We start from the raw sequence: 15474 nt of genomic DNA, 5'->3' as shown, positions 1-15474 counted from the left end.
AGGAATTTGTAGGAATTTGTAGGAAATATAGTTAGTTGTAGGAATTTTTTATGTCCCCTACAGAAAAGTGTATTTCACCGATGTTTTCATGGGCAAGCACAACATTCCCTCGACGAACTACATCCATACCCCTATTTTTGTTAAAATTTTAAGCAGTTCATCGATTTTTTTTAACAAACATGATGTATATTGCATCAGCATAACACCCCCGTGTTTATGAAAAAGTATACTTACTTTTTAAACCACTCCAAACTAATTCAATTGATACAGGCCGAACTTGCTCCTGTTCAAATTTCAGTTTTACTAGAAAAAAAAATAACTACTTCAACCATGAAAAATTTTACTTTTTTCTTAAAGTCCATAATAAGCGTCTTTTTGCTTTCAGGTCTATTTTCAATTCAAAAAATAAATGCTCAAGATTCTGATAATGATGGTGTTATTGATGTTTTGGAAAATGCAATAACCCAGACAGATTCTGACCCTTATGCGAATATATTGGATATTGACAGTGATGATGACGGAATAAGTGATACTATCGAATATGGCGTCGATGTGTCAGGAGTGAATTTTACCCTTGATGGAGATTTTGATGGGATACCGGACGCAATGGATTCTTCAGGTGGAGGTACTGATTTAAATGGGAATGGAGTAATTGATAGCTTTGATCCGGTTGATACCGATGGTGATGGCGTTGTTGATATGGCAGACCTAGATAGCGATAACGACGGTATTTATGATGTAGTTGAGGCGGGTTTCGGAGCAAATGACACCAATAATGATGGTAGGGTTTCGGCATTGCCATCAATTGACCTAAATGGAAATGGACAAGTTGATGGTTTTGAAGGGCAAACGCCCCCGAATACTGTAACAAGTTCACCTGCAAACTTCATCAATACGGATAGTGATGGTGATGGATGTAGTGATCCGGATGAAGCCTATTTTGGTACGGTTACAGACGCTGATGGAGATAATGATGGTGAATATGGAACGGCACCTATAACTGTCGACCCAACAGATGGGACAGTTGATATCGCTGGATACAATTCTGAAAATGTGTTCTATTTAGATGGAAATGCCAGTGCATGTTTAGATAGTGATGGTGACGGCGTACCAGATAGCACTGACTTAGATGATGACAACGATGGTATCCTTGATACTGTTGAATGTGGTGGATCAGAACCTGGTTTTTCATTTTTACCTAATGGAGATTTTGGTGTCGCCACTGCAGGTGATACTTTTTTCAACGGCCCTGGTAATGGAACAGGTAATCCAGACAACTACAATACTTTCACCAAACCAATGCCTGCGGGTATTTCAACCACTTATGGTTATCAAGCACCTAGACCATCTGATGGCAACTATGCCGTAGTAACAAATTCAATTGGATTTTCATATTTGGCCAGTCAGTCCATCCCCAATTTTTGGCTTGATATTGAAGATTTTACAATTGATGCCACTGGTGAACTTGGTTATTTTGCATTGTTCAATGCAGATGGTTCTGCAGGAACTTTTTTCGAGCAAACCGTCCCTGGACTTACAATTGGGGAAAAGTATGAGTTTTCTACTGGAATTATAAACTTATTCAATCCTGGATATCTTGACAATGGAACCGAAGTGTTTCTTGGCAATACCCCAATACCACCCAATGTTACTATGACCATTGCAGAGATGGGAGGAGCCGTAATCGCACAGTTTGATTCTGGAGACATTCCTAATGATGGTACTTGGAAAGAAGTATCTTTGGTTTTTACCGCAACAGCAACGGATATGGTATTATCCATAAGAAATAATACCCCTGGAGGCATTGGTAATGACTTCGGAATTGACAATGTATCCCTAGAAATTGTATGTGATTTTGATGGAGATGGTATTCCAAATAACCTTGATTTAGATAGTGACAATGATGGCATTCCAGATGTCATCGAGGCCGGTGGTACGGATGCCAATATGGACGGACTTGCGGATGACGACGACGATAATGGAGATAACACGGGAAGCAATGGAATTCCAACTAGTGCAGGAACAGGGACAACTCCCCCAAATTCAGATGGAAATACCAACGACCTTGCCAACTACTTAGATATTGATGCCGATGATGACGGAATTCCGGATAATGTTGAAGGACAACCTACTGACACCTACCAAGCTCCTAGTGGAATTGGTACAGGTATCACTGACTTGAATATGAATGGTGTTGATGATAATTATGAAAGTGGCGCTATTGTAGGTATTGATCCAGAAAATACAGATTTGATGGACGAGCCAGATTATCTCGATGATGATAGTGATAATGATACTATTCTAGATAGGGTGGAAAATGGCGATACCGATAATTCTCTGTCAAATGTTGATACCGATGGAGATGGATTAGATGATGCTTTTGACGATAACGACGATACCGCTATTGAAGGTGCTACAGTTAATGATGGTATCAATCCCCCAAATGCCACAAACCTTGGTGATGAGGATGGTGATTTAGGCACAGGTGGGGATGTTGATTACCGCGATGTATCAACTATCGATACTGATGGAGATGGAATTAATGATATTGTCGACTTGGATGACGACAATGATGGGATTCCTGATACCGTTGAAGGTACTGTCGATTCAGATGGAGACGGCATACTAGATTATTTAGATCTTGACAGTGACAACGATGGAATTCCCGACATAATTGAGGCGGGAGGAACAGACACTGATGGAGATGGGCAAATTGATTACCCGACTCCTGGTGACCCAATGTCAATGAACGATACCAATATGGATGGATTAGATGATGGTGTTGCTGCCTCTCCCCTTCCAGATACCGATTCAGATAACGATGGCCTAGTTGATAGATTAGACCTTGATTCTGATAATGATGGTATAGCCGATATCATTGAAGCTGGAGGCACAGACGCGGATGGCGACGGTCAGGTAGATTATGCTACACCCGGCGATCCAATGACCATGTTAGACCTTGATGGAGATGGTTTTATAGATACAATTGATACAGATGATAATACTGTAGCCGGTGTTGGTGATGGAGGAACAGCCTTGCCAGATACGAATACGGATGGTGATGGTTTACCAAACCGATTAGATCTTGATTCAGACAATGATGGTATTCATGATGTTATTGAATCTGGAGGAACGGACACAGACGGAAACGGAACAGCAGACGACGACGACGATAATGCTGATAATACAGGAAGTAATGGTATTCCAACCTCAGCAGGTGGTGGAAATATGCCAATAGACACCGGAGCTGACGGATCTCCAGACTATATAAATCTAGATAGTGATGGCGATGGATGTAGTGATGCTAATGAAGCCTATGCAAGTGCCAATGCCGACGGAGGCGATGGAGGACAATATGGAACTGGAACACCAGCAGCAACTGGCGCCTTTGGGCTTGTTACTGCAGCAGCTTATGATACCGGTATTGTAGCAACAGTAACGGATGCTGCTGATGCAACTGCATGTATTGTTCTAGATGCTGATGGCGATGGTGTATTAGATGACCAAGAAATTGCAGATGGCACAGATCCTAACGATCCATGTGATTTTGTAATAGGAAGTATTACAGAAGTTCAGGGGGGTGATTGGTTATTAGCTGATTGTGATGGTGATGGTGTAACTAATGAGCAGGAAGTTGCCGACGGTACCAATCCTGAAGACCCTTGTGATTTCACCGCAGCTAGCATAACGCTAGTCTTATCAGGAGATTACCTGATTTCTGATTGTGATGGCGATGGTGTAACTAATGGTACTGAAATTACAGATGGTACGAATCCTGAAGATCCTTGTGACTTCATTGAGGCTAGTGTTACTTTAGATCGTTCAGGGGATTGGCTAACAGCAGATTGTGATAGTGATATGATTCCTAATGACCAAGAAACTACAGATGGTACTGATCCAGATGACCCTTGCAGTAATATTGGTGGAACTCCGCCTCCAGAAGCAAATTGTGATACGGATCTCTCGATAGATACTGATTTTGTAAACCCTGGTGTTAATAACGGCGTTTTCCGAATTAATAATATTGAGTTGTTTCCAAGTAACACTGTTAGAATATACAATCGTTGGGGTATTTTGGTATTTGAAACTGAAGGATACGACAATGGTAACAGAGCTTTCAGAGGCATATCAAACGGAAGAGCTACGGTAAACACCGACAAAGAACTTCCTGTAGGCATATACTTCTATATCGTGGAATATGTAGATGATGGAACAACGAAAGTTCTTGACGGATATTTATACGTAAACAGATAAACCATACCCTCACCATAAAAGTAAACTCGATAATCATGAAAAAATTCATAATAACACTAGTTTTCCTAACTACCTCGGTATGGGGCGTAATGGCTCAACAAGATGCACAGTATACCCAATATATGTACAATACATTGGCTGTCAATCCAGCTTATGCTGGTTCTAGAGGCGTTTTAAGCCTTAATGCCCTGCACAGGTCTCAATGGGTCGGTCTAGATGGTGCACCAACAACTCAAACTGTAAATTTCAACACTCCGGTATCTGAAAGAGTTGGAATTGGTCTTTCCATTGTGAATGATAGAATTGGTAATGGTACAAATCAAGATACCTACTTCGATGCAGTAGCTTCATATACTGTTCCTACATCAAAAACAGGGAAGCTCTCATTTGGAATAAAAGCGGGTGGCCATGCGTTGAATATTGATTTTAATAGGCTTCAAAATTACAATAATGAAGCTAACACGATTGGCCTTAGTAATATTGACAAAAAGTTCTCTCCAAATTTTGGAGCAGGAATTTATTACCATACGGATAAGTTTTATGCCGGACTTTCAGTTCCTAACTTTCTTAAAACCGAGCATTTTGATAATAGTACAGCAAGTTTGGCAGAGGAAAGAATGAACTTCTATTTGATTACGGGCTATGTATTTGAATTCAATCCAAATTTAAAATTCAAGCCGGCAGCTTTGTTAAAAGCAGTGAGCGGAGCACCTTTACAAATAGATCTATCTGCAAACTTCATGATTAATAACAAGTTTACATTGGGCGCTGCTTATAGATGGGACGCCGCTATCAGCGCCATGTTTGGTTTCCAAATCACAGATCAGTTTATGTTAGGTCTTGCCTATGACAAAGAAACCACAGAATTAGGCAATACTACTTTTAATGATGGGTCTTTTGAAGTGCTTCTGCGCTATGAGTTCCGTTCAAAATATAAAAACGTAATAGCACCAAGATTCTTTTAAATACTACGAAGATGAATAAAAAATCAAGATACATTTTAAGCGCTTTGCTATTAGCTTTTGCTTTAGTTACTGCTCAGGATAAAAAAACAAAAAAGGCCAAACAAAATTTTGAAGACTATTCTTATGCTCCGGCAATAGAACGCTATGAAGATTTGGTTGAAAAAGGATATTCAGAAGAAGAAATCTTTAAAAATTTAGGTGATGCGAATTATCAAAATGCGAACTACGGAGAAGCTGCAAATTGGTATAGCAAACTTTTTGCCATTGAAGGTGCTACCTTGGATGCGGACTATATGTATCGCTACGCACAATCTTTAAAGTCATCCAAAGAATATGAAGCATCAGATGTCTGGATGCAAAAGTATCAGGCGACCAAAACGGCTGATGTCCGTGCTAAAAAAATTGCAAACAACCCAGATTACTTGAAAAAAATTGAAAATAACTCTGGGCGATACGAAATTAAGAATCTGAGCTTGAATTCAGCTGCCTCTGATTTTGCGCCCGCATTTAAAGGAGAGCAATTGGTCTTTTCTTCTGCACGGGATAGTGGCACGGTAGCTAAAAATATTCATACTTGGAACAACAAATCGTTCACCAACTTGTATAGTGCAACTGCAACCGGTGATAGTTTTGGCGCTGTTAGCAAAGTAGCTTCATTAAATAAGAAGACACATGAAACCTCAGCGGTTTTTACAAAAGATGGTTCCACGGTATATTTTACAAGAAATAATTCGGAGAACGGTAGGTTTTCGAGAGATGAAGATGGTGTAAGTAGATTGAAGATTTATAGAGCAAGCCTTAAAGACGGTGCCTGGACAAATATTGTTGAACTCCCATTTAATGCAGATGGTTATTCGGCCGCGCACCCAGCCCTTAGTCCAGATGAACGAAAATTATATTTCGCCTCAGATATGGAAGGGACTATAGGTGCTTCCGATATTTTTGTGGTTGATTTAAATGAAGATGGAAGTATTGGAGCTCCTAAGAATCTAGGTAATAGTATTAATACAGAAGCCCGAGAGACTTTTCCTTTTGTAACGGCCTCAAATGCTCTTTACTTTGCCTCTGACGGTCATCCAGGACTTGGTGGTCTAGATGTTTATGCTACAAAAATTGAAGATATGGATAACATCTATGTCGTTAATGTTGGAAAATCGGTAAATAGTGAACAAGATGATTTTTCATTTATCATCAATGAAGAAACCAAAAAAGGATTTTTTGCTTCAAACAGAGATGGTGGCGTTGGCAGTGATGATATATACGGATTTACAGAAAACGAGGAAATTGATCTCACCTGTAATACTTTGGTAGAAGGAATTGTAAAAGACAAAGAAACTGGCGGTCCTTTAGCAGGAGCCAAGGTTACTATTTTCAATACCAACAATGAACTCGTATCAGAAACCACTTCGGGTGTTGATGGATCTTTTGTACTTGAGGGTGATTGTAGAGATGGTGACTACAAACTAATCGCCTCTATGGATGAATATGACGATGGCGAAAAAATGTTTGCCGTAGTCAGCGCTAATGATACCTCAGGAGTAGAAATTGCTTTGGAAAAAACTATCAAAAGAGCACCTGTGGGTACTGATTTAGTTCAATTCTTATCATTAAAACCTGTGTATTTTGATTTAGACAAGGCGGATATTAGACCCGACGCTTCGGCTACTATTTTAAAGGTAATCGAATACATGAATCTTTTTCCTGATATTAAAATTCAGGTAGAGTCGCATACTGATACAAAAGCCGGCACACGATATAATGAGCGTCTTTCTCAAAGACGTGCTGATAATACGGTCACCTACTTAATATCCAACAAAATGGATGAATCTCGTGTTTCGGGTAAAGGTTTTGGTGAATCTAAACTTGCTAATGATTGTATTGATTGGACAAAATGTACTCCAGAAAAGAATGAACAAAATAGGCGATCTGAATTCATTGTAATCGAATAACTAAATAACCAACTAATATTTAAGAATGCCGTTTGTAATAAACGGCATTTTTATTTTTTGCCTAAAAAATAAAATATCTTCTATCTACTTTCTTAGCTAAGAGTGGTAATTTTGCTGAACAATTTCTTCCGTTTAAAATGCAGGAAAACTTCAGTAAAATAGCCAAAATTTCTTTGGTTTTAGTCTACTTGGTAATTGTCGCAGGTGCCATAGTACGGGTTACAGGAAGTGGCATGGGTTGCCCCGATTGGCCTAAATGTTTCGGGTATTACATTCCTCCTACTGATATTTCAGAAATACAATGGACTCCCAACAAAGACTTTAAAAAAGGACAAATTATAATTGTAAATGAGTCACTTCAGGTAGCTGTACAAGATTTTGAGTCTACTTTGAACTATAATCAAAGTAACTGGGAGCCCTATACTAAACATGAGTATGCGACTTTTAACCCTTGGCACACATGGATTGAGTATATCAATAGATTAGTAACGGTAATTTTGGGTATACCTATGTTGATACTCTTTATATTATCATTTTGGCTCTATAAAAAAGATAAAGTTATAACTATAGTTACAGTCTTCACGCTTTTTGTGCTTGGCATCCAAGCTGTGTTAGGTAAAATTGTAGTTGATACCAATCTAAAACCTACTATGATTTCGGTTCACATGCTTATTGCTTTGTTAATCATGGCAATGCTCATCTACTTAATTCATAGAACAAGCAAACAGACGACTTCAGTAAAATATGATAAAAAGTTACTTGTCACTTTGGCAATAGCATTCGTGGCAAGTTTATTTCAGATTATAATGGGTATTCAGGTGAGACAATATGTTGATTTTCAAATCGATGTTTTAGGAGAAGGGATGCAAACACAATGGTTACAAAACCCGACCGTGTCCTTTTATATACACCGATCTTTTTCGATTCTGGTGGTGTTTATTAACTCTTTTCTAGCCTATAGAATATATAAATATAGCTTGGGATACAACAAAATAAACTGGGTAATGATAATTCTCTTAGTTGAAATAATCTCGGGCATGGCCATGTATTATTTAGATTTCCCATTTGCCAGTCAGCCTTTGCATTTGGTATTAGCCTCCCTCCTATTTGGCGTTCAGTTCTATATGATTTTGGAAGCATTAAAAGCAAAAAGAAGTCTTAAAACTTTGTAACTTTGTCTTCCCACAAAAATAAACACTAATGATTTACAAAGTGCGCATTATCTTAGATGCGAAGGATGATATCTTTCGAGATATTGAAATTGATGCGGGTAATTCCATGGAAGAATTCCATAACGCTATATCGCAGGCCTTCGGTTTTTTAGGCAATGAGATGGCCTCTTTTTACACCTGTGATGAAGAATGGGTACAAGATGAGGAAATTGCTCTTTTTGATATGAGTGAAACGGGTTCAGATGTTCGTTTAATGAACGAGACTTTTTTAGATGATGTGCTGACCGAAAAAACACCAAAACTTATCTATGTTTATGATTTTCTAAGTATGTGGACCTTCTTTGTAGAGCTTGCAGATATAGTTGAAAATGAACCTGGTATTTCCTATCCAAACGTACTATTTAGTTTCGGTGAATTGCCCGAAACACCCCCAGAAAAGAATTTTAAAGCGGATCGCACGGATAATTTCGATTTTGATGACACTTTAGAGAACTATGATGATTTGGACTTTGATGAAAATTGGAATTAGAAGCCAACATCTAGCTTAATAAAAATAACTACACACTCATAACTCTTAACTTCTTAGCAAAATATGATTAACCTGTATTCTACCCAAATCGAAAGTATTTCACTTCATCGAGTGGGCAATAAAAATAAGAGCGAAGGAATCTTTCTTTCCGAAGAACCTTTTAGTCTAAATGATGAAACTACAGGCTTACTCAAAGAGTATTTCTTTAAACCTTTTCGAGAAAAAGAAGAAAACTACTTCAAACTAGCTAATGAGGTTGATGTTGAATTTAATGAGCTTCATAAAATAGCTTCAGAAATATTTGCCGATTCTTCTTCTGCACATCTAAACTCTAAAAAGATCGCCACTCACTTGTTTGAGCAATCAAATCACCCGCATATTAAAAATGGTGAGGTTTATGTTGGGTATTTGACAGGATTACTTTTAGACAACGTAAAAGTAGATGCTATCGGAATATTCAAAAGTGAGTTAAAACATGACTTTCTACAATTCGAAGAGACGGGAAACAATCTAAATATTCTTGTACAACAAGGCATCAATATCAATAAACTCGACAAAGGATGCCTCATTTTCAATGTTGATAGAGAAGAAGGATATAAAGTACTTTCTGTGGATAGCAATCGATATGATGCTAAATATTGGTTAGAAAATTTCTTAGGTGCCGAACCACTTTCCGATGATAATTTCAAAACAAAGAATTACTTGAAATTCTGCCAGAATTTTGCTAAAGATGTTGTTTTACCAGCAGAAGACAAGCAGCAAGAAGTGTTGTTTATGAACCGTGCTGTAAACCATTTTGCCAAGAATGATGAATTTGAGGAAAGTTCTTTTTTGACGGAGGTTATGGAGAATCCGGAATTGATTCCTGAATTCAAACATTATAAGGTTGAAAAAGGTCCTAAATATAGCATTGAAGACGTCTCTAACTTTGACATAGCCAATAAGGCAGTTTCCGATGCTAGAAAAAAAATAAAGAATGTAATTAGTTTGGATACAAACATTCAAATCAAAATGGATTTTATAAACCCTGAATCAGCCGAGAAATTTGTGGAAAAAGGTTGGGACGAAGAACGACAAATGTATTACTATTTGGTCTACTTCAACAAGGAACAAAAAAGCTAGGACTTTATATCAATCTTGTTTTCGATTATCTGTTTCATACTCACATTTTCGTAATTACGCTTTACAAAATCAAGTCCAAGGGTTAGAATCTCTCCCATATTCTTGCACTGTTTAAACTTCATATCAAGAATAAAAGCTTGTATTTCCGAACGAAGCATTTCAACATGTTTGTCCAATGAAATACTATCTTCCCTACAGATATCTATCAATTGCTCAATTCTATCTTCCGAACTAATAATTCGTTTAGCAACAATCGAACGCTCCTCCACTTTGTATTGATCAACGGAGTATTTCTGCAGCTTTTCACGTACTAATTCAACCATCAAATAGTTTTCTTTGAAAAATTGAGGGCGGTAAACTTTGAGTTTTCCTTCAAAACACTGTTGATCAAAATCAATCGCCCGTATTTTATAAACTACATGATCAAAATCGTGTGTAGGAACGATGACATAATTATAAGACCGCATATCTCCCAATAAACGGATCATACAACGTTCATTAAATTTCACAAACTCCTTTGCCAACTGCGCCTTTTCTGATTCCGTACACTTGGGAAGCATCTCTTTGATAAAAACATCGCCTGGTATTCCGGCAATATGCTCCTCTATCAAAGTATCCTTATAAACCAAGAAGTTGAGATTGTATGGAGAGAGCATATGCTCTAATTCAAGACCATAAACGCGGGAAGCATCTGTTTTTTTTACATAGAAATACGTAAAGTTATCATTGAGGATATTCCTGATTTTAATACGAAACGGCTTTGAATTTCCAAAAGTACAATAGTCGACTGCATCAACGTTCAAGTACTCCATTATACGGTCGCTACCATCAGAATGTAAAATTGAATATACCTTTTTCAAACTAACATCAATTTCTTGACGTTCGTGATCCTCATAATATACACGCACCCAAAGTGTGTCCTCATCATTGTCATCATAAACGACCACTGAGCCAGCAAATCGCAAAAGGTCATCATAAAAAATAGGAATCTCGATTTTACGATTATAGTGATCAAGATACCTATCCAATTTTTCACTGACTGGGTAAGCCGGCTTCTTCTTTGACATCAACTTTTCATCGGCCATGATTCAAGTATTTCAAATTCGTTGTAACAAATTTAGGCTTTTGTCGTCATGTATACTATATGGCTTATCCAGCCTTTTATGTATTTTCATCAATCAACTAAACACATCCTATTTTGGAAAAAATTCTAACGGTAAACAACCTTACCAAAAAATACGGGTATTTAACGGCAGTCAAAGATTTGTCTTTTACTATTGAAAAAGGCAATGTTTATGGCATTTTAGGCCCTAACGGAAGTGGAAAATCTACCACCTTAGGTATTGTACTAAACGTTGTGAATCGAACTCATGGGGAATTCTCATGGTTCGGTGGAAATACTTCAACACATGACGCTCTTAAAAAAGTTGGTGCCATAATCGAAAGGCCCAATTTCTACCCCTATATGACAGCAATTCAGAATCTTAAATTGGTCTGTAAGATTAAGGATGTAACGGAGAATAAGATTGAAGAGAAGTTGGAGCTTGTGGGATTACTCGACCGTAAAAATAGCAAGTTCAGAACTTACTCATTGGGTATGAAACAACGCTTGGCTATTGCTTCTGCCCTATTGAATGATCCTGAAATATTAATTCTAGATGAGCCTACCAATGGACTTGACCCCCAAGGTATTCATCAAATCAGGCAAATCATTAAGAAAATTGCAGCTCAAGGAACAACAATACTATTGGCTTCCCATTTATTAGATGAAGTTGAAAAAGTCTGTAGTCATGTTGTAATCCTTCGAAAAGGAGAAAAATTGTATTCAGGTCGTGTTGATGACATGATGGCGACCCACGGCTTCTTTGAGCTAAAAACCGCTCAATCAGAGGCACTCGTCAAGCATTTGGAAAGTGATGGGAATTTTGGTGAAATTAAAACCGAAAACGGACTCACTACGGCTTTTTTAAATGAAGAAATGAGTGCGGAAGTATTGAACCGGACGCTTTTTGAAAAAGGAATTTTTCTATCCCATTTGGTAAAAAGGAAAGAAAGTCTTGAGGAGCAGTTCTTAGAAATAACCAAAAATCAATCAAATTAATCGACCGACCTAATGATACGTTTACTACAAATAGAATTCATAAAGCTCTGGAATAACCGAGCAAGTAAGGTACTGATAATAGCCTATTTCATACTGTTGACCTTTATTTCTCTAGTTGCGGCCATAAAGTTTGATATTGGTCCGATTAAATTTCATCTCGCCGAATTGGGAATTTTCGATTTTCCTTATATATGGCATTTCAACTCATTTATAGCAGCCTTTTTTAAGCTCTTTTTAGCAGTAGTCATAGTGTCTATGATGGCAAATGAATACAGCAATAAAACCATCAAGCAAAACCTTATTGATGGACTTAGTAAATGGGAGTTTATCTATTCAAAATTCCTTACGGTTTTGGCATTATCTACCGTTTCCACTCTATTCCTTTTTATTATTTCATTCCTACTGGGCCTAGGATATTCATCATACGATGAGATTAGTATCATATTTTCAGACTTGGAATTCATACTGGCCTATTTTGTAAAATTAGTGGGCTTCTTTTCTTTCTGCTTATTTTTAGGAATCCTTGTCAAAAGATCAGCTTTTGCATTAGGTTTTCTAATTCTATGGGCTATTCTTGAACAACTCCTTTTCGGACTTTTAGGATGGAAAGTTACAAGTTGGGAAACGGCTAATACCATAAAAGGTTTCTTTCCGATGCAGGCAATGTCCAATCTAATTGACGAGCCTTTTACTAGATTATCAGCCGTTCAAAACCTGGGAGATCAAATTGGCGAGGACTTCAAATTTGATTATGCAGTACATTGGTACGAAATCATAATCGTACTAGCATGGACAGCTCTTTTTGTATATGGCTCATATGCACTTTTGAAAAAACGAGATTTATAGCCTATATTTAGCTGCGTTTTCTACTGGATTTCCAGTAGAAAATTGTCGCTATTTTCTAGTATTTATCAACTAGTATTAGCCGTAACGTCCCATTAATACTATATTCATCTGTAGAATATAAAATGGGCGCTATGAAAAATTTACTCTCAATAATTTTATTCCTTACCTACTTCTACGCAAGTGCCCAACAAGCTAATGATTGCGTTGATGCCATAGTGGTTTGTGGAAACACAAATATCTCCACCAATGTTTCTGGTTTCGGTATTCAAGAATTGGACGCCACAACAAACCCCTGTACCTATGAAGAGCTCAATAGCTTATGGTTGAATGTTACAATTGCAACCGGAGGAAGTTTAGCTTTTACTATAAGACCTGATGATACCAACCTTGAAGTAGATTATGATTTTTACGTTTTTGGTCCAAATAATGGCTGCGGTAACTTTGATAACCCGATTCGGTGCAATACTACAAATCCACTTCAAGCATCATTGAATTACAATACAACTGGCCTTCGGGATTCTTCAATCGACCCGACTGGAGGGCCTGGAGAAGATGGTGATGGTTATGTTTCTTCAATACCGGTAACCGCTGGAGAACAATTCTATATTCTAATTGACAGACCCATTGGTAAGGGTGGTTTTAGTTTGGAATGGACGGGTACCGCAGGCTTTCTTCCCGCTCCTGACGTAAATAAACCCTCAAATATTGAGGTCTGTTCAGAAGATGGCAGTTCTTCGGTAGATTTAACCCAACAAGAGGCTTTAATAACCACAAGCTCGATAGCGAACATTGACTATTTCAACAATTACGAAGATGCCTTTGATGAAACCAATGCCATAGTAGACCCCACACAATTCCCTTTCATTGGGACAACTTCAAATATCTATGTAAGGGTCACCAACCCAAACGGCTGTTTTGAAATTGTCGATTTCGCAGTTATGCCCTTGCTCTTTGACAGTCCTCCAAATTTAAGCTATACCTCTTGTGATGTAGACCGGGATGGACAAGCGGATTTCGATACTACTGAAATAACTACTGATGGTGAAAATACCATAGCTAACCCCATGGAGTTCCAGTTCTCGTTACATTCCAGTGAAGCTGAAGCGACAGCAAACTCCAACCCTATTCTTGGCCCGACTCTTAGTTCTGCTAGCGCAACTATATATGCCCGCGTCAGTTCTTCAATTCTAAGTAGTTGTTTTATCACTTATCCTATTTCCCTGAACCTGACTACTCCTGAATTTGCAGCCAACCTGAGTCTAGTGCAATGTGACGTCGATCAGGACAATTCCTCAGATGGAATAACAAAATTGGATTTAGAACAAGTTTTCCAAAATAACCCCGATGTCACCGTATACTATTATGAAACCGTTGCTGATCGCACCACTGACAATCCTATTGCCAATCCTAATAGTTACAGTAATACAACTGCATTTAATGCTATTGTGTATTATCGTGCGGAATCGAACAATTGTGAAAGTTTGGGTGAAATTGCGATTGAAGTTAACCCAACTACAATAAGCCTTAATACGGCAAGTCCAATTCAAGCTTGTGATGATGATCCTACAGATAGCGTACATGAAAGTAACTTTGATTTAGAAAGTATCCGACAGAATAACTATGCTGGTCTAGATGTAGCTTTTTATGGCAACCTTGTTGATGTTTCACTTGAACAAAATCCGCTTGAAGGAAATTATAGAACTGGATCTACAACACTTTATGTACGTCTTGAGACAAACAATCAATGCCAAGGTGTTGAAGAAATCGAGCTGATAGTGAACCCTCTACCAGAAGTATCCTTAGAGAATAATTATCAGGTCTGCACCGACGGTGAGCCTTTGTATATAGATGCCCCAAGTGGTTTCGATAGCTATGTATGGTATAAAATCGATAGTGGTCTTTCACAAGAGCTTAGTAACACCATGCAAGTGACTATTACTGAAGGAGGGAATTATAGATTAGAAGTTGAAACCCAATATCAAAATAACGGACAAGGATTAAGTTGTACAGCCAGTACTGATTTTGTAGTTGCACCATCGAACCGCGCTACGATTCAGGAGGTAAAAATTGAAGAATCTTCTAATGGCAATACAGTAATTGTTGAAGTAAGTGGAGAAGGAGATTACGAATATGCCTTAGACGCTGGAAACTATCAAGACGAGTCTAAATTTGATAATGTAGAAGCTGGTTTCTATACGGTTTTCGTTCGTGACAAAAACGGCTGCGGTATTTCAGAACAAGAAATATCGGTTATTGGTTTTCCGAAATTCTTTACACCAAATGGAGACGGAGCCAATGATACCTGGCAGATTATCGGAGCAAACAAAAATTTTAGTGATGAGGAGATACAAATTTTCGATCGCTATGGAAAACTGGTAAAACAAATCAGCACAAACTCAATTGGTTGGGATGGATTAATGAACGGGCGACTTCTTCCTTCGTCCGATTATTGGTTCAGAATAACCTTAGATAGCGGTAAAGAATTTAAAGGGCATTTCTCTCTCAAAAGATAGACTTTCACTATATTGTGAGGCGC

The 15474-nt window shown here is 38.0% G+C and carries 10 protein-coding genes; 9 read left to right on the top strand and 1 reads right to left on the bottom strand.

Annotated elements, in window-relative coordinates:
- The first annotated feature begins 216 nt into the window (after nt 1–216).
- The 6 genes from FEE95_RS19590 (at nt 217) to FEE95_RS19565 (ending at nt 9991) form a co-directional block, all read left to right on the top strand.
- Entirely contained in the window at nt 217–4254 is a 4038-nt protein-coding gene (locus FEE95_RS19590) for a T9SS type B sorting domain-containing protein (protein WP_138659730.1), read from the top strand.
- A gap of 35 nt (nt 4255–4289) precedes the next feature.
- Nucleotides 4290–5219, top strand: coding sequence for a PorP/SprF family type IX secretion system membrane protein (locus tag FEE95_RS19585; protein ID WP_138659729.1), 930 nt, complete (start codon nt 4290–4292; stop codon nt 5217–5219).
- Nucleotides 5220–5230: 11 nt separating this feature from the next.
- Nucleotides 5231–7168, top strand: a complete 1938-nt coding sequence (locus FEE95_RS19580; protein WP_138659728.1) for an OmpA family protein — start codon at nt 5231–5233, stop codon at nt 7166–7168.
- A 137-nt stretch (nt 7169–7305) separates the two neighbouring features.
- The gene (locus FEE95_RS19575; RefSeq protein ID WP_138659727.1) at nt 7306–8340 is read left to right on the top strand and encodes a COX15/CtaA family protein; all 1035 of its coding nucleotides are present in this window, start codon (nt 7306–7308) and stop codon (nt 8338–8340) included.
- 28 nt (nt 8341–8368) lie between these two features.
- The gene (locus tag FEE95_RS19570; RefSeq protein WP_138659726.1) at nt 8369–8869 is read left to right on the top strand and encodes an IS1096 element passenger TnpR family protein; all 501 of its coding nucleotides are present in this window, start codon (nt 8369–8371) and stop codon (nt 8867–8869) included.
- A 63-nt stretch (nt 8870–8932) separates the two neighbouring features.
- Nucleotides 8933–9991 carry a nucleoid-associated protein gene (locus FEE95_RS19565; RefSeq protein WP_138659725.1) on the top strand — a complete coding sequence of 353 codons (1059 nt, stop codon included), beginning with the start codon at nt 8933–8935 and terminating at the stop codon, nt 9989–9991.
- On the opposite strand, the gene FEE95_RS19560 is transcribed toward FEE95_RS19565, so the two are convergent.
- Nucleotides 9988–11076, bottom strand: a complete 1089-nt coding sequence (locus FEE95_RS19560) for a hypothetical protein (RefSeq protein ID WP_138659724.1) — start codon at nt 11074–11076, stop codon at nt 9988–9990. The genes FEE95_RS19565 and FEE95_RS19560 overlap by 4 nt on opposite strands.
- 113 nt (nt 11077–11189) lie before the next feature.
- Here FEE95_RS19560 and FEE95_RS19555 point away from each other — a divergent pair, with 113 nt between their 5' ends.
- The 3 genes from FEE95_RS19555 to FEE95_RS19545 all read left to right on the top strand — a co-directional run bounded on the left by FEE95_RS19555 (nt 11190) and on the right by FEE95_RS19545 (nt 15451).
- Complete coding sequence (locus FEE95_RS19555; protein WP_138659723.1) at nt 11190–12092, top strand: ABC transporter ATP-binding protein; 903 nt, start codon at nt 11190–11192, stop codon at nt 12090–12092.
- Between the two features lie 12 nt (nt 12093–12104).
- On the top strand, nt 12105–12938 hold the full coding sequence (locus tag FEE95_RS19550; RefSeq protein ID WP_138659722.1) for an ABC transporter permease: 834 nt from the start codon (nt 12105–12107) through the stop codon (nt 12936–12938).
- A 131-nt stretch (nt 12939–13069) separates the two neighbouring features.
- Nucleotides 13070–15451: a T9SS type B sorting domain-containing protein gene (locus FEE95_RS19545; RefSeq protein WP_171037092.1), complete on the top strand. Its 2382-nt coding sequence runs from the start codon at nt 13070–13072 to the stop codon at nt 15449–15451.
- Nucleotides 15452–15474: the final 23 nt, after the last annotated feature.

Source organism: Maribacter algarum (ex Zhang et al. 2020) (assembly GCF_005885635.1).
GTDB lineage: Bacteria > Bacteroidota > Bacteroidia > Flavobacteriales > Flavobacteriaceae > Maribacter_C > Maribacter_C algarum.
The sequence above is the reverse complement of the archived record's forward strand: the minus strand, read 5'-3'. Positions and strand labels throughout refer to the sequence as shown.

Bases quoted from the DNA above. Each gene is read 5' to 3' on its own strand.
- FEE95_RS19590 (WP_138659730.1), top strand. From the start codon at position 217: ATGAAAAAGTATACTTACTTTTTAAACCACTCCAAACTAATTCAATTG.
- FEE95_RS19570 (WP_138659726.1), top strand. From the start codon at position 8,369: ATGATTTACAAAGTGCGCATTATCTTAGATGCGAAGGATGATATCTTT.
- FEE95_RS19565 (WP_138659725.1), top strand. From the start codon at position 8,933: ATGATTAACCTGTATTCTACCCAAATCGAAAGTATTTCACTTCATCGA.
- FEE95_RS19560 (WP_138659724.1), bottom strand. From the start codon at position 11,076: ATGGCCGATGAAAAGTTGATGTCAAAGAAGAAGCCGGCTTACCCAGTC.
- FEE95_RS19545 (WP_171037092.1), top strand. From the start codon at position 13,070: ATGAAAAATTTACTCTCAATAATTTTATTCCTTACCTACTTCTACGCA.
- FEE95_RS19580 (WP_138659728.1), top strand. From the start codon at position 5,231: ATGAATAAAAAATCAAGATACATTTTAAGCGCTTTGCTATTAGCTTTT.
- FEE95_RS19550 (WP_138659722.1), top strand. From the start codon at position 12,105: ATGATACGTTTACTACAAATAGAATTCATAAAGCTCTGGAATAACCGA.
- FEE95_RS19575 (WP_138659727.1), top strand. From the start codon at position 7,306: ATGCAGGAAAACTTCAGTAAAATAGCCAAAATTTCTTTGGTTTTAGTC.
- FEE95_RS19585 (WP_138659729.1), top strand. From the start codon at position 4,290: ATGAAAAAATTCATAATAACACTAGTTTTCCTAACTACCTCGGTATGG.